We start from the raw sequence: 26156 nt of genomic DNA, 5'->3' as shown, positions 1-26156 counted from the left end.
TCGGGCCGTCGGGAGCGGTACGGCTCAGGCCAGGTCGTCGTCGGTGCGTGCGCCGAACACGATCTCGTCCCAGCTGGGCATCGAGGCGCGGCCCTTCTTCTGGTTGCGGGCCGTGCTGTTGCTGCTCGACGGCGAGGAGACCTTGCCCCAGATGCTGCGCGCGCCGGCACCGGGCTGCTCGTCCGCAGGTTCGGGCGGCGTCTCGACGGCCGCCGCGGGGGCGATCGGCGCGGGCGCATCGGACGGAGCGGGAGCCTGGCGGGGCGCCTCATGATCGACGGTCGCCGATTCGCGCTCACCGCGGCGGCGGCGCAGCGCCTCGAGCAGGTCGGCCGTCTCGCCGAGCGACTGCTTCGGCTCGTCGGCGCGCTTGATCGCGGCGCGCGCGACCGCGGGACTCGACGTCTGCGAGGTGCGGGCGTACGGGAGCGGTTCGAGGTGGGGTGCCGTGTCGTTGTCGCCGTGGTCCATCTCGTCGAACGTGAAGGCGCCGCTGTCGAACCTCGACTCGTCGGAGTCGGGGCCGACCGCGCGCAGGCGGGGGATGAGCCCGCCCTTGAGCTCGCCCTGCTGCGACAGCGTGATCGCCTCGGAGTTCAGCGGCTGCAGCGACTGCTTGCGCGGCTCGAAGGTCCAGCGTGCGTCGTGGTCGATGGTGTCGGCGGTGAACTCGAGCTTGACGATCCAGCCGCGCTCCTCGTCCTTCCAGCTCGCCCACCGTTCGCCCTGTGCGCCGAGCTTCGCGAGTCGGTCGCGGATCACGCCGCCGAAGGTCGCGGGCTCGTCGGCGGGGTCGGCCTCGACGCCGAGGTTGACGGGCACGGCGAGGGCCGAGGTGACGACGTGGTCGCGCTCGGCGAGCACGGGGCCCTCGAATCGCCGGATGTAGTCGACGGACGCGCCGGTGACCTGGGCGACCTCCTCGGCAGACATGCCTGCACGAATGTGCGCCTGGACCTCGCGGGGCGAGGGTTTGGGGCCGGTGTGCTGTTCGGGTTGAGCCTGCCGGATCCGCGACTGGAGCACCTCGTCGATCTCGATCCGGAAGCGCGCGCCATCGTCGGAGGCAGCGAGCAACGCGCCGTTCTCGACTCCGATTACCTTGAGTTCCTGCATCGCGACAAGCCCTTCCGTGCTTTCGTCTCCGCCCAAGGATGCCACGTCGCCGGTGCTGCCCGCGGGAATAGCGCGGGCGCGGCGGAAGTTGAGCACGTTGCATCGGGGAACGGGTGTGCAGAGGGTTTGCTTACGTACTCGTTTTGATGCAGACTATGGCCGCCGAATCTTCGGCGCATGAGGAAATGGATGGGAATGGCAACGGATTACGACGCCCCGCGGAAGACCGAAGACGACTCGGAGTCGATCGAGGCCCTCAAGGAACGCGTCCCCGACAAGATGTCGGGAGTGGTGGATGTCGACGATGCCGACAACCCCGGAGGATTCGACCTCTCCGGTGCAGACCTCTCCGACGTCGAGCTCGATGTCGTCGTGCTTCCGCCCCAGGCCGACGAGTTCACCTGCGTGAACTGCTTCCTGGTGAAGCACCGTTCGCAGATCGACCACGAGACGAAGCTCGGGCCGATCTGCCTGGAGTGCGCGTCCTAGGCGCTGCGCTCCTCACTTTCAGGCCGTCGTGATCCGTTGATCGCGGCGGCCAGTTCTTTGGGTCGACGGCTCGAGACGAGCCAGTAGGGCGTCGGGTCGGCCGGGTCGAGGATCGGCACGCGCACGACCGGACGCACCCAGCCGCGGATGACGAGGAACGCTCGTGCATCGAGTCCTGTGCCGCGTTCGATGCGCGCGGCGGTCTCGTCGGCCGCGACCGCCTCACCGAGTTGCCCGACCGCGATCTCGGCGCGCCCGGCGCGGAATCGGCCGGCGCGGACCTCGATGGTGGGAGCCGTGAGCGTGAGCGCGCCCACTGCCGCGAGATAGAGGATCACTCCCGTGGCGATGCCCGCGGGCAGTGAGACGGGGGCGAGCACGAGGATGCTCGCGGGGATGAGGAGCAGGCTGGCGATGTAGATCCACGGTGTGGGCCAGAGTCTCTCGTGGTATTCGGGCATGTGTCTATCAGACCAGACTTCTGCACTGCCCGGTGATCGGGCGGGGTCGGCGACCGGGGCGTTCGGAGTGAATCGTCGCGTTCCGACTCCAGAGTTCTGCACTACCCTCGAACGGTGACCGATTCCGTCGACGTCCTGATCACTGCCGAACGCATCCCGAGCTACGCCCACGATGGCGACGCCGGGGCCGACCTCCATGCCGCGGAGTCCGTCATCCTCGCCCCGGGGGAGCGTGCGACCGTCAGCACCGGCGTGTCGATCGCGCTGCCCGAGGGCTACGTGGCGTTCGTGGTCCCGCGCTCGGGGCTGGCGTTCAAGCACGGCATCACGATCGTGAACGCGCCGGGAACGGTGGACGCCGGGTATCGCGGCGAGATCAAGGTCGCCCTGCTCAACACCGACGCACGCGAGGCGTACACGATCGAGGCCGGCGACCGCATCGCCCAGGTCGTCGTCATGCCCGTCAGCCGCGCGCGCTTCGTCGAGGTCGAGCAACTCCCGAGCAGTCTGCGCGGCGAGGGTGGATTCGGCTCCACGGGATTCGGGGAGCACAAGTCAGGAGTGAACGCGTGAGCGACATCGAGAACACCGACGGCCCGGTCGTCGACCAGCCCAAGTCCGCACCCGACGATCGGGCGAGCGCGGGTCCCTTCGACGAGTCGGAGGCCAATCCGGTCCGTCCGTACGTCGACCTCGGCGGCGTGAAGGTGCTGCCGCGCGAGGGACTGCACCTCCGCCTCGAGGTCGAGGAGGGCACGAAGCGCGTCGTGGCGATCGGGCTCGACTTCGCGAATTCGACCCTGCAGGTGCAGCCGTTCGCCGCGCCGCGTTCGAGCGGTCTCTGGCACGAGATCCGCGCACAGATCGCCGAGCAGATCGCCCGCCAGGGCGGCACGACCACGGTGCGCGAGGGCACCTTCGGTCCCGAGCTCCTCGCGCAGATCCCGGTTGCGGCCGGTGAGGGTCAGCAGGGCCAGATGCGGCTCGCGCGCTTCATCGGCGTCGACGGCCCCCGGTGGTTCCTCCGTGGCGTCATCGCCGGCCAGGCCGCGGTCGACCCCGCTGCGGCGGCGCAGGTCGAGGACCTCTTCCGTTCGATCGTGGTGGTGCGCGGCGCGACGCCGATGCCTCCCCGCGACCTCATCCCGCTGCGGATGCCCGCGTCCTCCGCGGGCGCTCCGACGGCATAGCCGTGTCGGAGGTGCCGGGCGCAGCGCGCCCCGACGACGACGGGCGGGATGCTCCGGAGGACTCGGGCGCGGACGCGGCCGAGTTCGGTCGCCAGCTCGCGGCCGCCGCCGAGAAGAGCGGCCTCGGCGCGCTCGCGCGGGACGAGCAGCTGAGCGGGCGCGACCTGCTCGGCGCGGTCGGCGGTGTGCGGGGCATCCTCGAGGCGCTGCTGCCCGGCCTCGTCTTCCTCGTGGTCTACAGCTCGCTGACGAGCTTCGCGGGCTACGACGCGCAGGCGGCGCTCGTGCCGGCGCTCGGGGCGTCGGTCGGTCTCGCGGTCGTGTTCACGATCGCCCGGCTCGTGGCGAAGGGCCAGCCGACCCAGGCGATCGCGGGGCTCGTGGGCGTGCTCGCGTCGGCGGCGCTGGCCCTCTGGTCGGGCGACGCGCGCGACAACTACGTCCTCGGCTTCTTCACGAACGCGGCGTACGCGCTGGCGCTCCTCATCTCCCTGCTCGTGCGGTGGCCCGCGATCGGGCTCATCGTCGGCTTCCTCATGGGCGACGGCCTCGCCTGGAAGCAGGATCGTCGCAAGTACCGCGCAGCGCAGTTCCTCACCCTCGTCTGGATCGGGCTCTTCGTGGCGCGTCTGGCGGTGCAGGTCCCCTTCTATCTCGCGAACAACGTCGAGGCGCTCGGCGCCATGCGTCTGCTCATGGGGGTGCCGCTGTATGCGCTCGTGCTCGTCTTCTCCTGGCTCGTCGTGCGTGCCGTCTACCCGTCCTCGTCGCGCTCCGGCGAGTGATAGAGTTATCTCGACGTCAAGATAAATTCGCACGAGGTGCGAGGCCTGTCGGCTGGCGATCGGCTTAGGTTACCCTTGCTGGTACCGCCCCATGTCTGACGGAGAAGATGGAATGTCGTGCGCGTCGTCGCCGGCATCCGCGAAGGAGAGGACATCGTGTCTGCAGTGAACAGTTTCGGGGCGAAGGACACGCTCCGCGTCGGTGATGAGTCCTATGAGATCTTCCGACTCGACACCGTGCCGGGTCACGAGAAGCTTCCGTTCAGCCTGAAGGTGCTGCTCGAGAACCTGCTCCGCACCGAGGACGGCGCGAACGTCACCAAGGAGCAGATCGAGGCGCTCGGCTCGTGGGACCCGCACGCCGAGCCCGACACCGAGATCCAGTTCTCGCCGGCGCGCGTCGTCATGCAGGACTTCACCGGCGTGCCCTGCATCGTCGACCTCGCGACCATGCGCGAGGCGGTCACCGCGCTCGGCGGCGACCCGAACAAGATCAACCCGCTCTCGCCGGCCGAGATGGTCATCGACCACTCCGTCATCGCCGACCTCTTCGGCACCGAGAACGCGCTCGAGCGCAACGTCGAGATCGAGTACGAGCGCAACGGCGAGCGGTACCAGTTCCTCCGCTGGGGCCAGACCGCGTTCAACGACTTCAAGGTGGTGCCCCCGGGCACCGGCATCGTGCACCAGGTCAACATCGAGCACCTGGCCAAGGTCGTCTACGACCGCACCGTGTCCACCCCCGACGGCGGCAGCGTCCTCCGCGCCTACCCCGACACCTGCGTCGGCACCGACTCGCACACGACCATGGTCAACGGCCTCGGCGTGCTCGGCTGGGGCGTCGGCGGCATCGAGGCCGAGGCGGCCATGCTCGGCCAGCCCGTGTCGATGCTCATCCCGCGCGTCGTCGGCTTCAAGCTCACCGGCGAGATCCCCGCCGGCGTGACCGCGACCGACGTCGTGCTCACGATCACCGACATGCTGCGCAAGCACGGCGTGGTCGGCAAGTTCGTCGAGTTCTACGGCGCCGGCGTCGCGTCGGTGCCGCTCGCCAACCGCGCCACCATCGGCAACATGAGCCCCGAGTTCGGCTCGACCGCGGCGATGTTCCCGATCGACGACGTCACCCTCGACTACCTGCGCCTCACCGGTCGCGACGAGGCCGCGGTCGCGCTCGTCGAGCAGTACGCCAAGGTGCAGAAGCTCTGGCACGACGCCGACAACGAGCCCGAGTTCAGCGAGTACATGGAGCTCGACCTCTCGACCGTCGTCCCGTCGATCGCCGGCCCGAAGCGTCCGCAGGACCGCATCCTGCTCTCGCGCTCGAAGGAGCAGTTCGAGCTCGACCTCACGAACTACGCCGACGTCGACCACGACCTCGTCGACCTGACGATCTCCGAGTCGTTCCCGGCCTCCGACCCGCCCGGGTTCACCCCCGAAGACGAGTCGAGCCACCACGAGCACCACCACCACTCGCACGCGCCGAAGACGGTCTCGAAGCCGACGCCGGTGACGGTTGCCGGCGGCCCGTCGTTCACGCTGAACCACGGCTCGGTGGCGCTCGCGGCGATCACCTCGTGCACCAACACCTCGAACCCGTCGGTCATGATCGCGGCGGGCGTGCTCGCTCGCAAGGCGCTCGAGAAGGGCCTCAAGACCAAGCCGTGGGTGAAGACCACCCTCGGCCCGGGCTCGAAGGTCGTCACCGACTACTACGAGAAGTCCGGACTCGACAAGTCGCTCGAGGGCCTCGGCTTCTACACCGTCGGCTACGGCTGCACGATCTGCATCGGCAACTCCGGTCCGCTGATCGAAGAGGTCTCCGCGGCCATCAACGACAACGACCTCGCGGTCACGGCGGTGCTCTCGGGCAACCGCAACTTCGAGGGCCGCATCAGCCCCGACGTCAAGATGAACTACCTCGCGTCGCCGCCGCTCGTCGTGGCCTACGCGCTGGCCGGTTCGATGAACTTCGACTTCGAGGTCGACCCGCTCGGCAAGGACGGCGACGGCAACGACGTCTTCCTGAAGGACATCTGGCCCGCGCCCGAAGAGGTGCAGGAGATCATCGACTCGTCGATCTCGCGCGAGCAGTTCATCAAGCAGTACGCGACCGTGTTCGAGGGCGACGAGCGGTGGAAGACGCTGCCGACGCCCACCGGCCCGGTCTTCGAGTGGGACGCCGACTCGACCTACGTGCGCAAGGCGCCGTACTTCGACGGCATGTCGATGGAGCTCACGCCGGTCACCGACATCTCGGGTGCACGCGTGCTCGCGACGCTCGGCGACTCGGTGACGACCGACCACATCAGCCCGGCCGGCAACATCAAGGTCGGCACCCCTGCGGCGCAGTACCTCACCGAGCACGGCGTCGACCGCAAGGACTTCAACTCCTACGGCTCGCGTCGCGGCAACCACGAGATCATGATCCGCGGCACCTTCGCCAACATCCGCCTGAAGAACCTCCTCGTCTCGGCCGTCAACGACGGCCAGGTCGTCGAGGGCGGGTTCACCCGCGACTTCACGCAGGAGGGCGGCCCGCAGTCGTACATCTACGACGCGAGCCAGAACTACCAGGCGCAGGGCACTCCGCTCGTCATCTTCGGCGGCAAGGAGTACGGTTCGGGTTCGTCGCGCGACTGGGCGGCGAAGGGCACGAGCCTCCTCGGCGTCAAGGCGGTCATCACCGAGAGCTTCGAGCGCATCCACCGCTCGAACCTCATCGGCATGGGCGTCGTGCCGCTGCAGTTCCCGGCCGGCCAGAGCTGGGAGTCGCTCGGCCTCGACGGCACCGAGATCGTCTCGATCGCGGGCCTCGAGCAGCTGAACGAGGGCGTCACCCCGAAGACGGTGCGCGTGACCGCGGCGCCGAGCGAGTTCTCGGCCGAGGGCAAGCAGCCCGTCGAGTTCGACGCGGTGGTCCGCATCGACACGCCGGGTGAGGCCGACTACTACCGCAACGGCGGCATCCTGCAGTACGTGCTGCGCAGCCTGGTCTGACGCGACACGCTTTCGACGAGGGGGCGATCGGCGATTCCGCCGATCGCCCCCTCGTCTGCCCGGGCTCACAGCCTGCCCGGCGTAGACTCGTTCCGTTCGGCGGCACCGCCGCGTCACCCCGGAGGCACCACGCATGACCCTGCTCTCGACGATCTCTGGCCCGCGCGACCTCGATGCGCTGAGCCAGGAACAGCTCGAGCAGCTCGCCCGTGAGATCCGCGAGTACCTCGTCGAGTCGGTCTCCAAGACGGGCGGCCACCTCGGCCCGAATCTCGGCGTCGTCGAGATGACGATCGCCATCCACCGGGTGTTCGAGTCGCCGCGCGACGCGATCGTGTTCGACACCGGTCACCAGTCGTACGTGCACAAGCTTCTCACCGGTCGCACCGACCTGTCGTCGCTGCGGCGCACCGGGGGGCTCGCCGGCTACCCGCAGCGCTCCGAGTCCGAGCACGACATCGTCGAGAGCTCGCACGCGTCGAGCTCGCTCTCCTGGGCCGACGGCATCTCGAAGGCGTTCGAGATGACCGGACAGGACGACCGCCACGTCGTGGCCGTCGTCGGCGACGGCGCGCTCACGGGCGGCATGACGTGGGAGGCGCTCAACAACATCTCCGACGACAACACCCGCAAGCTCATCGTGGTCGTCAACGACAACGGTCGCTCGTACGCGCCGACGATCGGCGGAATGGCGCGCTTCCTCAACACGGTGCGCACGAAGCAGGGGTACCGCAACCTCCACCTCTCGAGCCGGCGCGCCTTCGACCGGCTCGGCGGACCGGCGCAGGCCTTCTACCGCGGCGTGCGGGGCGGCCTCCACGGCTTCCTCAGCCGGTTCACCGACAACGAGGCGCTCTACTCGAACCTCGACATCAAGTACATCGGCCCGGTCGACGGGCACGACGAGCACGCGATGGAGGAGGCGCTGCGGCAGGCGAAGGCCTACGGCGCGCCCGTCATCGTGCACACGATCACCGAGAAGGGCCGCGGGTACGAGCCCGCGCGCCGTGACGTGGCCGACCAGTTCCACGCCGTCGGTCAGATCGATCCCGAGACGGGGGAGTCGCTCGAGTCATCCGCCGGCCCGTCGTGGACGGGTGCCTTCGCCGAGGAGCTCGTGCACCTCGCCGAGCAGAACGAGCGCCTCGTCGGCATCACCGCGGCGATGCTCCGTCCGACCGGGCTCCATCGCATGGCCGAGCGGTTCCCGAACCGGGTGTTCGACGTCGGCATCGCCGAGCAGCACGCCGCGACGGCGGCCGCGGGCCTCGCGTTCGGCGGCCTGCACCCCGTCGTCGCCGTGTACGCCACGTTCATCAACCGCGCCTTCGACCAGGTGCTCATGGATGTCGCGCTGCACAAGGCGGGCGTGACCTTCGTGCTCGACCGGGCCGGCGTCACCGGGCCCGACGGCCCCAGCCATCACGGCGTCTGGGACCTCTCGATCCTCCAGGTCGTTCCCGGCATCCGCATCGCCGCCCCGCGCGACGCGATCCGCCTGGCCGAGGAGCTCGGCGAGGCCGTGGCCGTCGACGACGCGCCCACGGTGCTGCGCTTCCCGAAGGGCACGGTCGGGGTCGACTACGACGCCGTCCGCCGGACAGACGACGGCGTCGACGTGCTCGCCGAGTCGGAGCGCAAGGACGTGCTGCTCGTCACCGTCGGCCCGATGGCCGGCGTCGGCCTGGCCGTCGCCGAGCGACTCGAGGCGCAAGGCATCGGCGCGACCGTCGTCGACCCGCGCTGGGTCGTGCCCGTGCCGCGCAGCGTGATCGACCTCTCGGCCGAGTACCGCATCGTCGTGAGTCTCGAAGACGGCATCCGCGTCGGCGGCATCGGCACGCGCATCCGCCAGGACCTCCGCGAGGCCGGCGTCGACACGGCCGTCACCGAGCTCGGCCTGCCCGACGAGTTCCTCGAGCACGGATCTCGCTCCGACATCCTCGAGCGCGTCGGGCTCACGCCCCAGCACATCGCCCGTGACGTGACGGCGATGGTGCTCGGCTCGAAGCTGCCGCACGCCCGGGCGGTCGGCGCCGAGCCGGCCGTGCCCACCGACACGAGCCCGCAGCCGCGCATCTAGGCGATCGGCACGGGGCCTCGCAGCGTCTCGGGTCGCCGTCGCGGCGGCCGCGGGATGCCACGGCGCGTACGTCGCGCGGCGCCCGCGCGAGGCATCCGGCTGAACGCGAACGCGGCCCCCGGCCGAAGCCGGGGGCCGCGTTCGCGTGTCGTCGCGTGTCGGACTAGGCGCCGACGCCCTTCACCTGCGGGTGGTGGAAGGTGTCGCCGAAGACGCGCTCGGAGGCCCCGACCCGATCGAGGTAGGGCGTGACGCCGCCCATCTGGAACGGGAAGCCCGCGCCGAGCACCAGGCAGAGGTCGATGTCCTCGGGTGCGGCGACGACCTCGCCGTCGAGCATGAGCTTGACCTCACGGGCCAGCCCGTCCTGCAGCGACACGAGGATCTCGTCGGCCGTGCGCGGGTTCTTGCCGCCCGCGACGAGCTTCAGGGCGCCCTTGTCGAAGCCCTTGACCTTGCCCTTGTCGTCCTTCTCCAGGAGCTTGCCGTACTCGGCGAGCTTGTGCAGGTTCTCGCTGCGGTAGAACCGATCGGGGAACGCCGCGTGGTGCGTGTCGAGCACGTGCGCGCCGACCTTGAGCCCGACGAGGTCGAGCAGCGCCGACGGCGCCATCGGCAGGCCGAGCGGGGCGATCGCCTGGTCGACCGTCTCGAAGGAGGTGCCCTCGTCGACGGCGCGCATCGCCTCGCCGAGCAGCACCGCGAGCAGGCGGTTGACGACGAAGCCCGGGGTGTCGGCGGTGATGACGGCGTTCTTCTTCAGGTTCTTCGCCGTGACCATCGCGGTCGACAGCGTCGCCTCGTCGGTGAACGGCGTCTTCACGACCTCGATGAGCGGCATGACCGCGACCGGGGTGAAGAAGTGGAAGCCGACGAGACGTTCGGGGTGGGCGAGCTTCGCACCGATCTGCTCGACCGAGAGCGACGAGGTGTTCGTCGCGAGCACGGCCTCGGGGGAGATGTGCTGCTCGATCTCGGCGAACACGTTCTGCTTGATCTCGAGCTCCTCGAAGACCGCCTCGATGACCCAGTCGCAGTCGGCGAAGTCGGCCTTGTCGGTGGTGCCCGTGACGAGGGCCTTGAGGCGGTTCGCCTCGTCGGGCGAGATGCGGCCCTTGCCGAGCAGGGTGTCGATCTCGCCGGCGATGTAGGCCACGCCCTTGTCGACGCGCTCCTGGTCGATGTCGGTGATCACGACGGGCACGCGGAGGCGGCGCACGAAGAGCAGCGCGAGCTGGCTCGCCATGTACCCGGCGCCGAGCACGCCGACCTTCGTGACCTTCTTCGCGACGGCCTTGTCGGGCGCACCGGCCGGGCGCTTGGTGCGCTTCTGCACGAGGTTGAAGGCGTAGATCGACGCCTGGAGCTGGTCGCCGGCGATGAGATCGGCGAGCACCTCGTCCTCGCGCTGGAAGCCCTCGGCACGGGTGCCGCTCTTCGCCGCCTTCATGAGGTCGAGCGCCGCGTACGGCGACTGCGGCACCGAGCCGATGCGGCTCTTCAGCATCTTCGTCGCGATGCCGATCGCGGCATCCCACTTGACGAGGCGCTCCATCTTGCCGGGCTCGTTGGGGCGCTTCACCTTGATGCGGCCCGAGATGACGTCGTCGGCCCAGCGGATCGAGTCCTCGAGGTAGTTCACCGAGGGGAAGATCGCGTCGGCGATGCCGAGGTCGAGGGCGTCCTGGCCCTTGAGCGTGCGGTTCTGCTTGAGCGGGTTCTCGATGACGACCTTGAGTGCGTTCTCGATGCCGATGAGGTTCGGCAGGATCGTCGCACCGCCCCAACCGGGGATCAGGCCGAGGAAGACCTCGGGGAGGGCGAGCGCCGGCGCCGAGGCGTCCACCGTGCGGTAGTCGGCGTGCAGGCCGATCTCGAGGCCGCCGCCGAGCGCGAGCCCGTTGTAGAACGTGAACGACGGCACGCCGACCTCGCCGAGCTTCGCGAGTGCGTAGTGCCCGAGCTGCACGAACTTCTTCGCCGTCTCCTTGTCGGGGATCTCCGCGACCTTGGACAGGTCGGCGCCCGCGGCCAGGATGAACGGCTTGCCGGTGACGGCGACGGCGTGGATCTCGCCGGCGGCCGCGCGCGCCTTCAGCTCGTCGAGCTTCGTCGCGTACTCGAGCAGCGTCGCCGCGCCGAGCGTGTTCGGGCGGGTGTGGTCGCGGCCGTTGTCGAGCGTCAGGAGCGCGAGGGTCTTACCGCCCGACAGCGGCACGTCGCGGACGTACGAGCGGGTCACGACCTCGTCGTCGCCCGCGAGGGCGACGAGCGAGCCGAAGTCGATGGTCGAGTAGTCGGTCATGCGCGCTTCTTCGCCTTCTTGTCGAAGTTCGGGTTCTCCCAGATCATCGTGCCGCCCTGGCCGAGGCCGACGCACATGCTGGTGATGCCGTACTGCAGTTCGGGGCGCTCGGCGAACTGGCTCGCGAGCTGGTTCATGAGGCGTACGCCCGAGGAGGCGAGCGGGTGCCCGACGGCGATCGCGCCGCCCCACGGGTTCACGCGGGGGTCGTCGTCGTCGATGCCGTAGTGGTCCATGAACGAGAGCACCTGCACGGCGAACGCCTCGTTCATCTCGAAGAGGTCGATGTCGTCGATCGAGAGACCGGCCTTGCGCAGTGCCTTCTCGGTCGCGGGGATCGGCCCGATGCCCATGATCTCGGGGTCGACGCCGGCGAAGGCGTAGCTCACGAGCTTCATCTTCGGGGTGAGGCCGAGCTCCTTCGCGGTCGCGCCCGAGGCGAGCAGCGCCGCGGTCGCGCCGTCGTTCAGGCCCGACGCGTTGCCGGCGGTGATGCGACCGTGGGGGCGGAACGGCGTCTTCAGGCCGGCGAGTCCCTCGAGCGTCGTCTCGGGACGCATGACCTCGTCGCGGGTCGCGAGGCCCCAGCCCTCTTCGGTGCGGATCGCGACGGGCACGAGGTCCTGCTGGATCTTGCCGGCTGCGTAGGCCGCGGCGGTCTTCTGCTGGCTCGCGAGGGCGAAGCGGTCGCTCCGCTCCTTCGTGAGCTGCGGGAAGCGGTCGTGGATGCGCTCCGCCGTCGCGCCCATGACGAGCGCGTCTTCACCGACGAGTCGCTCGCTGAGGAAGCGCGGGTTCGGGTCGACGCCCGAGCCCATGGGGTGGTGGCCCATGTGCTCGACGCCGCCCGCGATCGCGAGGTCGTACATGCCGTAGCCGATGGATCCGGCGAGCATCGCGGTCGCGGTCATCGCGCCGGCGCACATGCGATCGATCGAGAATCCGGGCACCGTCTTCGGCAGCCCTGCGAGGATCGCGGCGGTGCGACCGAGGGTGAGGCCCTGGTCGCCGGTCTGGGTGGTCGCGGCGATGGCGACCTCGTCGATGCGGTCCTTCGGCACGTTCGGGTTGCGTTCGAGGAGTCCGACGATCGCCTTCACGACCAGGTCGTCGGCTCGGGTGTTCCAGTACATGCCCTTGTCGCCGGCCTTGCCGAACGGGGTGCGGACCCCGTCGACGAACACGACTTCAGCTTGATCAGCCACGCTGCAGCTCACTTTCGATCAGGATTGCTTCGATCCTACGAAGGGCCTTGCAGGCGTGCTGAATCGCTTGACGGATCCTACGAATCGTCGGAGGTGGCGTCGAGCAGGGCTTGTGACGCCCCCACAAACGCGGCGGCGATAATCTGTGCGGTTGCGGCAATCTGCCAGGGCCGGGCGCCGAGCGCGGCGAGCGCCGAGCCGATCGACTCGGCGTCGGCCGGGGCCGGCGGCGACCACGCCACACGCCGCAGGAAGTCGGGGGTGAGGAGGTTCTCGACCGGCATCTCGAGCGACTCCGCGAGCTCGGCCACGGCCGTCTTCGCGAGCTTCAGCCGGGCGTCGGCCTCGGGGTTGCGTGCCGCCCACGCGCGCGGCGGGGGCGGGGCATCGTTCGGCACCCGCACCGCGGGGAGCTCCGTCGTCGTGAGTCCGCGCTCGACCGCGGTCCACCAGCGGTCGAGTTCGCTGCGGCTCTGGCGCCCCGTGAACTCGCGCAGGTCGGCGAGGGCGCGGCGGGTCGACGGCAGCGATTTCGCGACGGCGACGATCGAGGCGTCGGGCACGAGCCGGCCGGGGGCGACGTCGGTCGAGGACGCGAGCTCGTCGCGGGAGAGCCAGAGCTCACGGGCGACGGCGAGGTTCCGTCCGTTGCGCATGGCGTGGATGCCGGAGAGGCGTCGCCACGGCTCGGCCGAGGCCGGCTTCGCCGCGCGATGCAGCACGGCGTCGAACTCCTGCCCGCCGATGTCGGTCTTCCCGGCGTCGGCGAGGCGGTCGACCAGGCGGTCGCGCACGTCGACGAGCAGCTCGACGTCGAGGGCCGCGTACTTCAGCCAGGACTGGGGCAGCGGCCGGGTCGACCAGTCGGCCGCGGAGTGCTCCTTGGCGAGCTTGATGTCGAGCAGCTCCTCGACGACCGAGGCGAGCCCGACCCGCGGCATGCCGAGCAGCCGGGCCGCGAGCTCGGTGTCGAAGATGCGGTCGGGGTCGAGCCCGACCTCGCGAAGGCACGCGAGGTCCTGGCTGGCGGCGTGCAGCACCCACTCCTCCGCGTGGATGCCGTCCTGCAGGGCGGAGAAGTCGGGGATCTGCGGCGGGTCGAAGAGGAACACGCCCGCGCCGCGGCGGTACATCTGGATGAGATAGGCCCGCTGGGAGTAGCGGAAGCCGCTCGCGCGCTCGGCATCGACCGCGATCGGCCCCTCGCCGCCGAGGAGGCTCGCGACGGCGCCGTCGAACTCCGCGGGCGTCTCGATCACCCGGTAGTCATCCACGATTCGACCTCCGACGGGGCAGTGCGGTCACCCCTTCCGATCGGGGCGGAAGCCCTGCGAGCATGCACAGCAACTCGCTCCAGCCTTCCACATGCGCCTTGATCTCGGCGTCGAGGGGGGTCCACGATGCGCGCAGCTCGATCTGAGCACCGTCGCCCTGGGCGGCGAGCTCGCCGAACCCGGTCGAGAGGATCTTGGTCGCGGTGCCCGACGCGGCGATGTAATGGGCTCCACGGGCGTCGAGCGCATCGATCAGCCACGACCACGCGACCTCGGCGAGGAAGGGGTCCAGTCCGATGTCGGTCTCGAGCGGGGCCTGCGCGAAGCACACCACGCGGAAGCGTCCGCCCCAGGCCTCGGGTTCGCTGGGGTCGTAGAGCAGGATGAACCGGCCGGTGCCGAGTTCGGAGTCGTCGCCGTGGCGCGTGGGCGACACATCGGCCGACAGGGCGGCCGCATGCGGTGCGAGGCCGCCGGGCGCCGGGATCTCCGACACCGCGAGCTCGGCGCGCGGAACGGCTGCTCGGATCGAGGCGAGTGCTGCCTCGAACTCGGCGGGAAGCGAGGACGGGTGGTCGGGCACGAGTGCAGACTAGAGTCTCGACCGGAGCCGGTGACGGCGGCACGCCGCATCGCGACGCACACGGGACGGTTGACGGGGAGGATGCCGATGGCGCAGCGCGGAGAACGAATCGGAGCGGTCCGGGCGATGGTCGGAGCGGCGGCGCTCCTCGCCGCGGTGATCGCGCTCGTGACGGGGGCGACGGCCGCCGTGCTCACCATCGTCTTCGCGCGCAAGGTCGTGACGCCGCCCGCTCGTCGGGAGCAGGACCTCCGGATCCTCGGCGTCGACTCGGCCGCCGGCGAGATCACGCTCGCCGCCGGCGACGAGGCGCGGATGCGCGGCCGATACGGACTCTGGTTCGAGCACGATTCGGGGCACGCCCGACTCGGCGACGTGATCGAGGAACGCGGCGGGCGGGTGCGCCGAGCGCTCACCTCGACCGACTTCGGGCGGCCGGAGCGAGCCACGAAGGGGCGGATCGACGCCTGGTACCACCTCGGACCCTGGGAGCTCGACGCCCCCTACGAGGACGTCGTCGTCGAGACCCCGCTCGGCCCGGCTCCGGCCTGGTGGATCCCCGCCGACGGCCCGAGCGATCGGTGGGTCGTCCAGGTGCACGGGCGCGGTGCGAAGCGGCACGAGGCGCTGCGAGCGGTGGATGCCACGCGCACCGCCGGCTGGAACAGCCTCCTCATCTCGTACCGCAACGACGGCGAGGCGCCTGAGAGCAGCGATCGCCGCTACGGGCTCGGCGGCACGGAGTGGGCCGACGTCGTCGCCGCGGTGCAGTACGCGAGCGAGCACGGCGCGCGCGAGATCGTGCTGATGGGGTGGTCGATGGGCGGCATGATCTCGCTGCAGGCGGTGCTGCGCTCCGACGAGGTCCGCGAGCACCTCGTCGGCGTCATCCTCGAGTCGCCGGCGATCGACTGGGTCGACATCCTCCGGTTCCAGGGCGGCGCGCTCGGACTGCCCCGGCAGCTCGGCGACGTCGTGGCGCGGCTCCTCGGTGCCCCGTACGGCGGCGGCCTCACCGGGCTCGCCGCCCCGATCTCGCTCGAGGAGCTCGACCCCGTCGCACGGGCGAGCGAGCTCTCGGTGCCGATCCTGCTGATGCACAGCGACGACGACGGATTCGTGCCCATCGACGGATCGCGCCGGCTCGCGGCATCCCGCCCTGATCTCATCCAGTTCGAGGAGTTCACGGGGGCACGCCACACGAAGCTCTGGAACCACGATCCCGAGCGGTGGAACGGACTCATCACCGCCTGGCTCGCTGCGCGGACGGCCGCCGACCACGACGGCGCAGCGGTCGAGATCGTCGGCTGAGGCGCGGCGACCGGGCCTACCGGCGCGTCGTCAGAGCGCGGCGACCCGCTCGCGCAGCTGGCGCTTGGTGCGGGCGAGCATGCCGGTCATGCCGCGGACCCGCAGGGGCGAGACGGCCTCGCCCAGTCCGAGCGACTGGGGGTAGTCGGCCGGGATGTCGAGCACCTGCTGCACGGTGAGGCCTGCGAGGCCCTGCACGAGGATGGACGCGAAGCCCCGCGTCGTCGGCGACTCGGCGGGCGCCGTCGCATACAGGTGCACGATGCCGCCGTCGACCTCGACGAAGATGAACACGGGCGACTGGCACTCCTCGACGCGTTCGAGCAGATCGGGGTGCTCGGCGTAGCGCTCGGGCAGCTCGGGGAGTTCGTTCGAGAACTCGAGCAGCAGTTGGAGCCGGTCGCGCACGCCGAGGGCGAGGAAGTCGTCGCGGGTCTCGGCGAGGCGTTCGGGCAGCGTGGTCTGATCCATCGCTTCGATTCTCCCACGGCCGAAGGCGCGCGCGGCCGTCGGGGCCGCTGCGCGTCAGCGCGCGGGCACCTCGCCGCGCTCGGTGCCCGTCACGATCGGCACGCGCACCGCGCTGCCCCACTCGGTCCACGAGCCGTCGTAGTTGCGGACCTTGTCGAATCCGAGCAGGTGCGTCAGCACGAACCACGTGTGGCTCGAACGCTCGCCGATGCGGCAGTACGCGACGATGTCGTCGCCGTCGGCGAGCCCGACCTCGTCGCGGTAGATCGCGTCGAGCTCGGCGCGGCCCTTGAAGGTGCCGTCGCCCGCGGCGGCGCGGGCCCACGGCACGGACGCCGCGGTCGGGATGTGGCCGGCGCGCAGTGCGCCCTCCTCGGGGTAGGCGGGCGCGGTCGTGCGCTCGCCGCTGTACTCCTCGGGGGAGCGGACGTCGATGAGCGCCCTTCTGCCGACCGACGACTGCCCGAGGTGGGCGAGCACGTCCTCCTTGAAGGCGCGCACCGCGCGGTCGTCGCGTGCGACGACCGGGTAGTCGACCGGGGTCGGCTCCGTGGCATCCGTGGTGATCTCGCGGCCCTCCGCGATCCAGAGGTCGCGACCGCCGTCGAGGAGCCGGACGTCCTCGTGGCCGAAGAGCGTGAAGACCCACAGCGCGTACGCCGCCCACCAGTTGCTCTTGTCGCCGTAGACGACGATCGTCGTGTCGCGCGAGATGCCCTTCGAGCCGAGGAGGGCCGCGAACCGCTCGTCGCTGACGTAGTCGCGCACGATCGGGTCGTTGAGGTCGAGGTGCCAGTCGATCTTCACGGCGCCCGGGATGTGGCCGGTCTCGTAGAGCAGGACGTCCTCGTCGGACTCGACCACCACGAGGCCGGGGTCGCCGAGGTGCTCGGCGAGCCAGGACGTGGAGACGAGTCGCTCGGGGTGGGCGTACTCGGCGAACTTCGCGGCGGAGTCGAACTCGGCGGGCATGGGGACCTCCTGGGATCGCCTGGTCGGCGGGCTGTGCGGGGGAGCGGACTAGGCTGATCACCTGTCCACACTCGAATCTACGCGGCCTGCGGGGCGCAGTCACGGCACCCGTCATCCGGTGCAATACGGGAGCTCACCAGCATGACCTCGGCCTCCAGCCACGTCCCCATCCGGCTCGTCGACCGCAACCCGGCCATCTCGGGCGCTGAGATCGCCTCCGAGCTCGTGCCGCCGCCGCAGTTCGAGCACGCCTCCTTCGAGTCGTACCGGCCCGATCCCGACTTCCCGTCGCAGCAGGCCGCCCTCGAACGGCTGAACCAGTTCGCGGGCGCCTGGCGCGCGGCCCAGCGTCCGGGCGGCTTCTTCTCCCGGAAGCGCCCCGCGCGCATCGAACTGCCGGGCGTCTACCTCGACGGCGGCTTCGGCGTCGGCAAGACCCACCTGCTCGCCGCGCTCTGGCACGTCGCCCACGGCCCGAAGTACTTCGGCACCTTCATCGAGTACACCGCGCTCGTCGGCGCGCTCGGCTACCAGCCAGCGATCGAGCTGCTGCGCGGCGCGAAGCTCATCTGCATCGACGAGTTCGAACTCGACGACCCGGGCGACACCATGCTCATGACGCGGTTCCTCGGCGAGCTCATGGCGAGCGGCACGCGAGTCGCCGCGACGTCGAACACGCCGCCCAACGCGCTCGGCGAGGGACGGTTCGCCGCCGCCGACTTCCTGCGCGAGATCCACGCGCTCTCCTCGAACTTCGAGACCCTGCGCATCGACGGCCTCGACTACCGTCGCCGCGACACCGAGGGGCACGCGATCGCGCTCGCGACCGACGACGAGGTCGCGCGCACCGCGCAGGCCCTCGCCGCACGCGACCACAGCGTCTCGCTCGACACCTTCGACGAACTGATCGCGCATCTCGCGACCGTGCATCCCTCGAAGTACGTGAAGCTCGTGCAGGGGCTCGACGCGATCGCCCTGCAGGGCGTGCACGAGCTCACCGACCAGAACGCGGCGCTCCGGCTCGTCGCCTTCATCGACCGCGCCTACGACGCCGAGGTGCCCATCATCACGAGCGGCCTGGCGCTCGACCAGGTCTTCGGCGGCGACATGATGTCGGGCGGCTACCGCAAGAAGTACCTGCGGGCGATCTCGCGCATGATCGCGCTGACCTCGGGCGAGCTGCCGCCGCACGACTGAGCGGTCGCACGGCGAGTTCCTCGCCGATCCGCAGCATCCCGAAACGCGCTGTTCACATGGCGCGGCGACCCGTAACGGGCCGGAAACATCGCACGATCCCTCTCGAAACGTCCCCTCGTGAAACTGGGGCGCACAGGGTCCCCCGCCCTGCATTCCGAGAGAGGTTCGAGAGATGGATCAAGGCAACACCGCGTTCCTGTTGATCGCCGCAGCCCTGGTGCTGCTGATGACCCCAGGGCTCGCGTTCTTCTACGGCGGGCTCGTCAAGGCCAAGAGCGTCATCAGCATGATGATGCTGAGCTTCGGTGCGCTGGGCCTCATCGGCGTCCTGTGGGTGCTCTACGGCTACGCCATCGCGTTCCCCGGCGCCGAGGGCCTCGTCGCCCCATGGTCGATCGACTGGTCGGCGATCGGCCTCACGAGCCTCCTCGAGACCCCTGAGGACGCCGCATTCCCGCCGCTCGCCTTCGTGGCGTTCCAGGCGACCTTCGCGATCCTCACGGTCGCCCTCATCTCGGGTGCGATCGCCGACCGTGCGAAGTTCGGCGCGTGGATGATCTTCGCCGGCATCTGGGCGACGATCGTCTACTTCCCGGTCGCGAGCTGGGTCTTCAACTTCGGCCTCGCCGACGACGGCAGCTTCGCCTACGGCGGGTGGATCACGTACGGCATGCAGGAGTTCTTCGGCGTCGGCGCGATCGACTTCGCGGGCGGCACGGCCGTGCACATCAACGCGGGTGCCGCGGCCCTCGCCCTCGCACTGGTGCTCGGCAAGCGCGTCGGCTTCTCGAAGGGCGCCCACGTGCCCCACAACCCGCCGTTCGTGCTCCTCGGCGCCGGTCTCCTGTGGTTCGGCTGGTTCGGCTTCAACGCGGGCTCCGAGCTCGCCGCCGACGGCACCGCGGCCCTCGCCTTCGTCAACACGATCGCGGCGCCGGCGGCGGCCCTGCTCGCCTGGCTCCTCGTCGAGAAGCTCAGGGACGGCAAGCCGACCTCGGTGGGCGCCGCCTCGGGCGCCGTCGCGGGTCTCGTCGCCATCACCCCCGCCTGCGCCTCGCTGACGCCGGTCTGGGCGATCGTGCTCGGCCTCGTCGCCGGTGCGGTCTGCGCGCTCGCGATCGACCTGAAGTTCAAGTTCGGCTTCGACGACTCGCTCGACGTCGTGGGCATCCACCTCGTCGGCGGCCTCATCGGCACGCTCTACCTCGGCATCTTCGCCAACGGCACCGGCCTGATCTACAGCGGCGACTTCACGCAGCTCGCGGTGCAGGCGATCGCCGCCGTCTCGGTGCTCGCGTACTCGTTCGTGCTGACCTTCGCGATCGGCACGATCATCCAGAAGACGATGGGCTTCCGTGTGAAGAACGAGGACGAGATCGCCGGCATCGACACCGTCGTGCACGGCGAGGACGCCTACAAGCTCGAGACCGTCTGATCGACGCTCCGGCCGCCCGAGGGCGGTGGGGTAGTGTGCCCGGTGTGTCAGACACCAGCCGCTTCCTCACCGCCCTCGGGCGTGTTCTGCGGGCGATCATCACGCCCGCATCCACCCGGTCGTCGGCGGGGTCGCCGACCACCGCCCCGGCTTCGTCGTCGAAGGCGGATGCCTCGCGGCCGGCGCCGTTCGCCGGCGAGTCCTCGCCCGGGCGGTTCGGCGACGACGCGACGATCGAGATCGACCCCGACCGGCTGCGCGGCGTCGAGCTGAGCTACGCGCCGACGCCCGACGGCGATCCCGATCCCGGCGAGGTCGTGTGGACCTGGGTGCCCTACGAGGAGCGCGACGGACGCGGCAAGGACCGCCCCGTCGTCATCGTCGCCGCGTCGCAAGCGGGGGACTACCTGGCCGTGCAGCTCACGAGCAAGGCGCACGACGGCGACCGCGACTACGTCTCGCTCGGCGATGGGCCCTGGGATGCCTCTGGGCGACCCAGCTGGGCCAAGACCGACCGGGTGTTCCGGGTGCGCGCCGGCGGCATGCGGCGCGAGGCGGCCTCGCTCGACGAGCGCCGCTTCGAGCTCGTCGCCGGGGCGCTCACGCAGCGCTACGGGTGGCGCTGACGGTCCGACCAGGCGGCAGCCGACCCGCGTCGTGCGGAAATGCAGAACGCCCCCGACCGAGGTCGGGGGCGTTCTGTGCTCAGTGGGCGATGCCGGGCTCGAACCGACGACCTCTTCCGTGTGAAGGAAGCGCGCTACCAGCTGCGCCAATCGCCCTGAGGGATTCGCGGCAACCTCTCGGTGACCGCGGACTCGATACTAGCCGACGATCGGGGGCGATTGCACATCGAGCGACAGGTGAGGGGTGCTCGCCTCGTCGCTTGGGCTCGACACGCCCGGGATTCGGTCGCGGAATGGCGGCTTGACCGGCCGGAACGGCCCTCGGGGGGCGCTCGGTTTGTGAATCGCCCGAAGTGTGTATAAAGTCTTCTCTGCACGCAGAAATGCGAAAGCAACGCGGATGTGGCGCAGTGGTAGCGCATCACCTTGCCAAGGTGAGGGTCGCGAGTTCGAATCTCGTCATCCGCTCTGATCAGGATCAAGCACATGCTTGACTCCTGTTCTTTTGGTGGAGAACCCATACACGGTGGATTGGCCGAGAGGCGAGGCAGCGGCCTGCAAAGCCGTATACACGGGTTCGAATCCCGTATCCACCTCCAGATCGAGAGCCTCGCACTCGATTCTGGGCGATTGGCGCAGCGGTAGCGCGCTTCCCTGACACGGAAGAGGTCACTGGTTCGATCCCAGTATCGCCCACCAATGAAAACCCCCGGTTCGCCGGGGGTTTTCGCGTTAACGGGCGCCGCGCCGCGGGCCGCGCGCCACACCAGATACGACGTGCAGTTCGAGCGCCACGACGCTGAGCATCACTGGCACTTCAGGCGTCTGAGATCATCGGCGGATGAGCAGGGACTTTCGCGACTCCTACAGACTCCAAATCGCGAGCCATGTCGGCACCCGCGACGGCATCGCCCTGGAACTTCTCGAGGCAGGAGGTCTGGACGTCCTCGCCGAGGTGTTTCACGACGACAAGAGCGGGGAGTTGTCGTTCGGCTGGTTCTACGATCACGCCATTCCGCTCGACGTCGCGGAGTGGTTTCTGTCGGAGGCGCGCAGAGCAGACCTTGGCGGATCTCGAAAGGGCGAGCCCCGCCAGTCGTGACGTTCGAGCAGTGCACAAACGCGGGTGCGTCGATGTGGCTCCCCGCCTGTGTCGTGGCGCACGCAGGCCCCATCGACGCGGATGGGACCTTCTGTCGTTCAGCGGACGTCACCGGCCCGGACGGGTTCCGATTGCAACCAGTTGGGCGGTGCCCCCCGCGGGCCTCGGTACGGTGTCCGGTTCGTCGATATCCTCTCGGGAGATCTGAGAGGGAGGAGCCTCGTGCGAACAGCGACGATCGCACCGGAGCAGTTGCAGCGCCGGGGGACTCCTTTCCCGGTTCGGCGGTACCGCTCGGCGAGCGCGGTCGGCCTCGTCGCGTTCACGGTCTCCCTCGCCGGATCGTGGGTTCCCTCGTACTGGTTCGACGAGGTCGCCACGGTGATGGCCGCCCGGCTCAGTTGGAGGGAGCTGTTCACCTTCACCGAGTACATCGACGTCGTCCACCTCAGCTACTACTCGCTGATGAAGGTGTGGATCGGGCTCTTCGGCGAGTCGGAGCCGGCCACCCGCTCACTTTCGGCGCTGGCCGTCGGCGCGGCGGCCGCCGGCCTGGTCGTGCTGGTCTCGATGTTCACGAAGCTGCACGTCGCGGTCGTCTCCGGTGCGGTCTTCGCGGTGCTGCCGCACGTGACCTTCATCGGGGCCGAGGCGCGGTCGTATGCCTTGAGCGCAGCGGTCGCCGTGTGGACCACGATCGTCCTGCTGGTTGCGCTCCGCAGCGGGCGCCGTCGCTGGTGGTGGGCCTACTCGGCCATGCTCATCCTCGGGGCCGCGATCTTCCTGTACTCCCTGCTCCTGATCCCGGTCCACGTGTTCTATCTCTGGCGTCATCATCGCCGGCGCCGAGTCCTCCTGGCCTGGCTGGCGGCTGCCGTGCTCGCCGGTCTCGTCACGTTCCCGCTGATCCAGGCGGGGCTCCGTCAGAAGAAGCAGATCTCCTGGATCGCTTACCAGCCCGGCCGAGATCTGTGGGGAATCCTCTCGGAGCCGGCCTTCCAGCTGTCCCGGGACGTTGCAACGGGCGCGAGCGTGGTCGCCCTCGTGCTGGCACTGTGCTTCGCTCGTCGCCTCTCGGCTGCCCGACGCCGCCTACTCGGTCTCGCACTGGCCTGGTTCTTCATCCCCTTGCTCGTGCTGTTGATGGCGGATGCCGCGATCGGCTCGGTGTTCACCCCCCGCTACCTGTCCTTCGCGGTGCCGGCGGTCGCCGTGCTCCTCGCGCTCGCCTTCACGATCACGCCCCTGAAGCCGGTGGCCTGGCTGCTGGTGGCTGCGCTCGCACTTGCGTGTGCACCCGGCTACCTCGCCCAGCGCACGCCCCTGGCCAAGAACGACGGCAGCGATCTCGCCCAGATCGCCGACTACATCCAGCGGCACGCCGAGCCGGGCGACGGGGTGTTCCTGGAGGACTCGAACTTCGGCAATACGCAGCCGCGCCTGGCGCTCTCCGGGTATCCGGCAGCGTTCGCGAACACGACGGACGTCGCGTTCGTGCGCTCGTTCACGACGACGGGGGGCTTCTCCGACATCACGATCGGTTTCGACCAGCTCGGGTCGCGGCTCGACGGGATCGACCGGCTGTGGCTCGTCACCGCGGGATCGCCCGGGACGGGCGAGCTCCACGGGGCGCCATACCTTCTCGGGGCGCACGGGTTCGCCGCCGTGAGCCAACACGAGACGAACCGGTCGACGATCGTGAAGTACGAGCGCTGAAGGGAGAGGGCCGGATCCCGGTGACCGGCTTTCGCTTTCACCGGAACCCGGTGGTCCGGCCAGCGACCGGTCCACAGGGATTGTCCCCCGAATCAGGACTCATGGGGTACACCCCCGTTCGGGGTGGACGCTCGCGCTCGACGGGCGAACAGTGCCGACCTCCCTCGGCGCGGGAGGGTGCGCGCGCACGACTACAGTTGAAGGGTTCGTTTCGAGAGAATTCCAAGGAGTGGATCCAGGTGGCTGACGGCTTCGAGCTCTTCACCGACCGTTCCGTTGTCGCGATGCGCGTCAACGGCGAGCTCAAGGACCTCGCGACGACGGTGACCGACGCCGACGTCGTCGAGCCGGTCACGATCGACTCGCCCGACGGCCTGAACATCCTGCGGCACTCGGCGGCGCACGTGCTGGCGCAGGCGGTGCAGTCGATCAACCCCGAGGCGAAGCTGGGCATCGGCCCGCCCGTGACCGACGGCTTCTACTACGACTTCGACGTCGCATCGCCCTTCACCCCCGACGACCTCAAGGCGCTCGACAAGGAGATGGCGCGGATCATCCGTGCCGGCCAGCGCTTCATGCGCCGCGTCGTCACCGACGACGAGGCCCGCGAGGAGCTCGCGAGCGAGCCGTACAAGCTCGAGCTCATCGGGCTCAAGGGCTCGGCCTCGTCGGGCGACGACAACGAGAGCGTCGAGGTCGGCGCCGGCGAGCTCACGATCTACGACAACGTCGACCCGAAGACCGGCGAGACGGTCTGGAAGGACCTCTGCCGGGGCCCGCACCTGCCGAACACGCGCATGATCGGCAACGGCTGGTCGCTCACCCGCATCGCCGCCGCCTACTGGCGCGGCTCCGAGAAGAACCCGCAGCTGCAGCGCATCTACGGCACCGCGTGGCCCACGAAGGACGAGCTGCGCGCGTACCAGCACCGCCTCGAGGAGGCCGCGAAGCGCGACCACCGCAAGCTCGGCCGCGACCTCGACCTGTTCAGCTTCCCCGAGGAGATCGGCTCGGGCCTCTCGGTCTGGCACCCCCGCGGCGGCGTCGTCCGCATGGAGATGGAGCAGCACGCCCGTCGCCGGCACATCGAGGGCGGCTACACCTACGTGTACACGCCGCACATCTCGAAGGAAGACCTCTTCCTCACCTCGAACCACCTCGTCACCTACAAGGACGGCATGTTCCCGCCCATCGTGATGGACGAGGAGCGCGACGCCGAGGGCAACATCACCAAGCAGGGCCAGGACTACTACCTGAAGCCCATGAACTGCCCGATGCACATCCTGATCTACAAGGAGCGCGGGCGCAGCTACCGCGACCTGCCGATGCGGCTCGCCGAGAACGGCACCGTGTACCGCAACGAGCTCTCGGGCGCGTTGCACGGCCTCACCCGCGTGCGCGGCTTCACGCAGGACGACTCGCACCTCTTCGTCACCCCCGAGCAGCTCGAGGAGGAGGCGACCAAGGTCATCGACTTCGTCATCTCGATGCTGCGCGACTTCGGCCTCGACGACTTCGAGCTCGAGCTCTCGATGCGCGACGATGAGAAGGACAAGTGGATCGGCTCGGACGAGTTCTGGGACTACTCGACCAACGCGCTGCGCAACGTCGCCCGTGCGAGCGGGCTGAAGCTCACCGAGATGCCCGGCGAGGCGGCGTTCTACGGCCCGAAGATCGACCTGAAGACGCGCGACGCGATCGGGCGTACCTGGCAGCTGTCGACCGTGCAGGTCGACCCCAACCTGCCCGAGCGTTTCGACCTCGAGTTCACCGACCGCGACGGCCAGAAGAAGCGCCCGATCATGATCCACCGGGCGCTCTTCGGGTCGATCGAACGGTTCTTCGCGATCCTCCTCGAGCACTACGCGGGCGCCTTCCCGGTGTGGCTCGCGCCGGTGCAGGTGGTGGGCATCCCCGTCGCCGACGAGTACGCGCCGTACCTCGGGGCGATCATCGAGCAGCTGAAGGGCTTCGGCGTGCGCGCCGACCTCGACGTGAGCGACGACCGCATGCAGAAGAAGATCCGCACCCACACCACGCAGAAGGTGCCGTTCCAGCTCATCGCGGGCGAGAACGACCGTTCGGCCGAGACGGTGAGCTTCCGCTTCCGCGACGGCACCCAGGAGAACGGTGTGCCGATCAACGCGGCGATCGAGAAGGTGCGCGGCGCGATCGCCGAGCGCCTGCAGGTGAACACGCGGGACGACCTGTTCGCATGACCGGCGACGGGGTGAGCTACGGCGCCGGCGAGTTCGACGGGGTCCCGACGGATGCCTCGACCGATCTCGCGGGCGTGCCTGACGCGTTCCAACGACTCTGGACCCCCCATCGGCTCGTCTACATCCAGCACGGGCAGCAGCCCGACGAGCATTCGTGCCCGTTCTGCCGCGCACCCGAGATGAGCGACGAGCAGTCGCTCATCGTGGCTCGCGGCGAGCACGCCTACGTGCTGCTCAACCTGTACCCGTACAACAGCGGGCACCTGCTCGTGTGCCCCTACCGCCACATCGCGACGTACGACGAGGCGAGCCCCGCCGAGGTCGCCGAGATCGGGCTGCTCACGCAGATCGCGATGCGGGTCGTGAAGGAGGTCTCGCACTGCGACGGCTTCAACATCGGTATGAACCAGGGTCGCATCGCGGGCGCCGGCATCGCCGAGCACCTGCACCAGCACATCGTGCCGCGGTGGGCGCTCGACTCGAACTTCTTTCCGATCATCGCCGGCACGAAGGCGCTGCCGCGCCTCCTCGGCGAGGTGCGCCAGGAGATCGCCGACGCCTGGCCGGCGGCGGGCGAGTAGCGACACGAAGGGGCGCCGCGAGATCGGATCTCGCG

Annotated in this window: 22 protein-coding genes and 4 tRNA genes; 17 read left to right on the top strand and 9 right to left on the bottom strand. The window is 69.6% G+C overall.

Features of this window, described 5'->3' with window-relative positions; translation table 11 throughout:
• Positions 1 to 24 precede the first annotated feature (24 nt).
• A complete protein-coding gene (gene sepH, locus ACFVAJ_RS15360) occupies positions 25 to 1116 on the bottom strand; it encodes a septation protein SepH (protein ID WP_376945555.1) in 1092 nt (363 codons plus the stop codon).
• A 195-nt stretch (positions 1117 to 1311) separates the two neighbouring features.
• Between sepH and ACFVAJ_RS15355 the strand changes: the two genes are divergently transcribed.
• Positions 1312 to 1605, top strand: a complete 294-nt coding sequence (locus ACFVAJ_RS15355; RefSeq protein ID WP_026378289.1) for a DUF4193 domain-containing protein — start codon at positions 1312 to 1314, stop codon at positions 1603 to 1605.
• On the opposite strand, the gene ACFVAJ_RS15350 is transcribed toward ACFVAJ_RS15355, so the two are convergent.
• Positions 1602 to 2066, bottom strand: coding sequence for a DUF3093 domain-containing protein (locus ACFVAJ_RS15350; RefSeq protein ID WP_376945553.1), 465 nt, complete (start codon positions 2064 to 2066; stop codon positions 1602 to 1604). The two genes, ACFVAJ_RS15355 and ACFVAJ_RS15350, sit on opposite strands and share 4 nt — an antisense overlap.
• Positions 2067 to 2180: 114 nt before the next feature.
• Here ACFVAJ_RS15350 and dut point away from each other — a divergent pair, with 114 nt between their 5' ends.
• The 5 genes from dut to dxs all read left to right on the top strand — a co-directional run bounded on the left by dut (position 2181) and on the right by dxs (position 9124).
• Positions 2181 to 2639 (top strand): dUTP diphosphatase, encoded by a 459-nt coding sequence (gene dut / locus ACFVAJ_RS15345; RefSeq protein WP_376945551.1) that lies wholly within the window; start codon positions 2181 to 2183, stop codon positions 2637 to 2639.
• Positions 2636 to 3256, top strand: coding sequence for a DUF3710 domain-containing protein (locus ACFVAJ_RS15340; protein ID WP_376945549.1), 621 nt, complete (start codon positions 2636 to 2638; stop codon positions 3254 to 3256). Before dut ends, ACFVAJ_RS15340 begins: the two co-directional genes overlap by 4 nt.
• Before the next feature lie 2 nt (positions 3257 to 3258).
• A complete protein-coding gene (locus ACFVAJ_RS15335; RefSeq protein WP_376945547.1) occupies positions 3259 to 4041 on the top strand; it encodes a DUF3159 domain-containing protein in 783 nt (260 codons plus the stop codon).
• A 153-nt stretch (positions 4042 to 4194) separates the two neighbouring features.
• The gene (locus ACFVAJ_RS15330) at positions 4195 to 7041 is read left to right on the top strand and encodes an aconitate hydratase (RefSeq protein ID WP_376945844.1); all 2847 of its coding nucleotides are present in this window, start codon (positions 4195 to 4197) and stop codon (positions 7039 to 7041) included.
• Positions 7042 to 7174: 133 nt separating this feature from the next.
• The gene (gene dxs, locus ACFVAJ_RS15325; RefSeq protein ID WP_376945545.1) at positions 7175 to 9124 is read left to right on the top strand and encodes a 1-deoxy-D-xylulose-5-phosphate synthase; all 1950 of its coding nucleotides are present in this window, start codon (positions 7175 to 7177) and stop codon (positions 9122 to 9124) included.
• Positions 9125 to 9287: 163 nt separating this feature from the next.
• Here the strand turns inward: dxs and ACFVAJ_RS15320 are convergent, their stop codons facing one another.
• The 4 genes from ACFVAJ_RS15320 to ACFVAJ_RS15305 all read right to left on the bottom strand — a co-directional run bounded on the left by ACFVAJ_RS15320 (position 9288) and on the right by ACFVAJ_RS15305 (position 14491).
• The gene (locus ACFVAJ_RS15320) at positions 9288 to 11429 is read right to left on the bottom strand and encodes a 3-hydroxyacyl-CoA dehydrogenase NAD-binding domain-containing protein (RefSeq protein WP_376945543.1); all 2142 of its coding nucleotides are present in this window, start codon (positions 11427 to 11429) and stop codon (positions 9288 to 9290) included.
• Positions 11426 to 12634: a thiolase family protein gene (locus ACFVAJ_RS15315; RefSeq protein ID WP_376945541.1), complete on the bottom strand. Its 1209-nt coding sequence runs from the start codon at positions 12632 to 12634 to the stop codon at positions 11426 to 11428. Before ACFVAJ_RS15315 ends, ACFVAJ_RS15320 begins: the two co-directional genes overlap by 4 nt.
• A gap of 77 nt (positions 12635 to 12711) precedes the next feature.
• Positions 12712 to 13908: an HRDC domain-containing protein gene (locus tag ACFVAJ_RS15310; protein ID WP_376945539.1), complete on the bottom strand. Its 1197-nt coding sequence runs from the start codon at positions 13906 to 13908 to the stop codon at positions 12712 to 12714.
• Positions 13901 to 14491, bottom strand: a complete 591-nt coding sequence (locus ACFVAJ_RS15305; protein ID WP_376945537.1) for a DUF3000 domain-containing protein — start codon at positions 14489 to 14491, stop codon at positions 13901 to 13903. Before ACFVAJ_RS15305 ends, ACFVAJ_RS15310 begins: the two co-directional genes overlap by 8 nt.
• A gap of 87 nt (positions 14492 to 14578) precedes the next feature.
• Between ACFVAJ_RS15305 and ACFVAJ_RS15300 the strand changes: the two genes are divergently transcribed.
• On the top strand, positions 14579 to 15802 hold the full coding sequence (locus ACFVAJ_RS15300) for an alpha/beta hydrolase family protein (RefSeq protein WP_376945535.1): 1224 nt from the start codon (positions 14579 to 14581) through the stop codon (positions 15800 to 15802).
• 30 nt (positions 15803 to 15832) lie between these two features.
• On the opposite strand, the gene ACFVAJ_RS15295 is transcribed toward ACFVAJ_RS15300, so the two are convergent.
• Both ACFVAJ_RS15295 and ACFVAJ_RS15290 read right to left on the bottom strand, forming a co-directional pair.
• Positions 15833 to 16273 (bottom strand): SufE family protein, encoded by a 441-nt coding sequence (locus tag ACFVAJ_RS15295; RefSeq protein WP_157424118.1) that lies wholly within the window; start codon positions 16271 to 16273, stop codon positions 15833 to 15835.
• A 54-nt stretch (positions 16274 to 16327) separates the two neighbouring features.
• Entirely contained in the window at positions 16328 to 17245 is a 918-nt protein-coding gene (locus ACFVAJ_RS15290) for a sulfurtransferase (protein ID WP_376945533.1), read from the bottom strand.
• 141 nt (positions 17246 to 17386) lie between these two features.
• Between ACFVAJ_RS15290 and zapE the strand changes: the two genes are divergently transcribed.
• From zapE to ACFVAJ_RS15275, 3 genes are all read left to right on the top strand, one after another.
• A complete protein-coding gene (gene zapE, locus ACFVAJ_RS15285; RefSeq protein ID WP_376945531.1) occupies positions 17387 to 18442 on the top strand; it encodes a cell division protein ZapE in 1056 nt (351 codons plus the stop codon).
• A gap of 172 nt (positions 18443 to 18614) precedes the next feature.
• Entirely contained in the window at positions 18615 to 19877 is a 1263-nt protein-coding gene (locus ACFVAJ_RS15280; RefSeq protein ID WP_376945529.1) for an ammonium transporter, read from the top strand.
• A gap of 44 nt (positions 19878 to 19921) precedes the next feature.
• Positions 19922 to 20503 carry a type II toxin-antitoxin system PemK/MazF family toxin gene (locus tag ACFVAJ_RS15275; protein WP_376945527.1) on the top strand — a complete coding sequence of 194 codons (582 nt, stop codon included), beginning with the start codon at positions 19922 to 19924 and terminating at the stop codon, positions 20501 to 20503.
• 83 nt (positions 20504 to 20586) lie between these two features.
• Here the strand turns inward: ACFVAJ_RS15275 and ACFVAJ_RS15270 are convergent.
• Positions 20587 to 20659, bottom strand: a tRNA-Val gene (locus ACFVAJ_RS15270).
• Positions 20660 to 20899: 240 nt separating this feature from the next.
• Here ACFVAJ_RS15270 and ACFVAJ_RS15265 point away from each other — a divergent pair.
• The 7 genes from ACFVAJ_RS15265 to ACFVAJ_RS15235 all read left to right on the top strand — a co-directional run bounded on the left by ACFVAJ_RS15265 (position 20900) and on the right by ACFVAJ_RS15235 (position 26121).
• A tRNA-Gly gene (locus tag ACFVAJ_RS15265) sits at positions 20900 to 20971 on the top strand.
• 57 nt (positions 20972 to 21028) lie between these two features.
• Positions 21029 to 21102 (top strand) — tRNA-Cys (locus ACFVAJ_RS15260).
• Positions 21103 to 21127: 25 nt separating this feature from the next.
• A tRNA-Val gene (locus tag ACFVAJ_RS15255) sits at positions 21128 to 21202 on the top strand.
• A gap of 142 nt (positions 21203 to 21344) precedes the next feature.
• Positions 21345 to 21605 carry a hypothetical protein gene (locus ACFVAJ_RS15250; RefSeq protein WP_376945525.1) on the top strand — a complete coding sequence of 87 codons (261 nt, stop codon included), beginning with the start codon at positions 21345 to 21347 and terminating at the stop codon, positions 21603 to 21605.
• A gap of 222 nt (positions 21606 to 21827) precedes the next feature.
• The gene (locus ACFVAJ_RS15245) at positions 21828 to 23321 is read left to right on the top strand and encodes a glycosyltransferase family 39 protein (protein ID WP_376945523.1); all 1494 of its coding nucleotides are present in this window, start codon (positions 21828 to 21830) and stop codon (positions 23319 to 23321) included.
• Positions 23322 to 23605: 284 nt separating this feature from the next.
• On the top strand, positions 23606 to 25540 hold the full coding sequence (gene thrS, locus ACFVAJ_RS15240) for a threonine--tRNA ligase (protein WP_376945843.1): 1935 nt from the start codon (positions 23606 to 23608) through the stop codon (positions 25538 to 25540).
• Positions 25537 to 26121 (top strand): HIT family protein, encoded by a 585-nt coding sequence (locus ACFVAJ_RS15235; RefSeq protein ID WP_376945521.1) that lies wholly within the window; start codon positions 25537 to 25539, stop codon positions 26119 to 26121. Before thrS ends, ACFVAJ_RS15235 begins: the two co-directional genes overlap by 4 nt.
• Positions 26122 to 26156: the final 35 nt, after the last annotated feature.

This window comes from Agromyces sp. NPDC057679, from assembly GCF_042799635.1.
GTDB lineage: Bacteria > Actinomycetota > Actinomycetes > Actinomycetales > Microbacteriaceae > Agromyces.
This window is presented reverse-complemented; position numbering and strand designations above follow the sequence as displayed.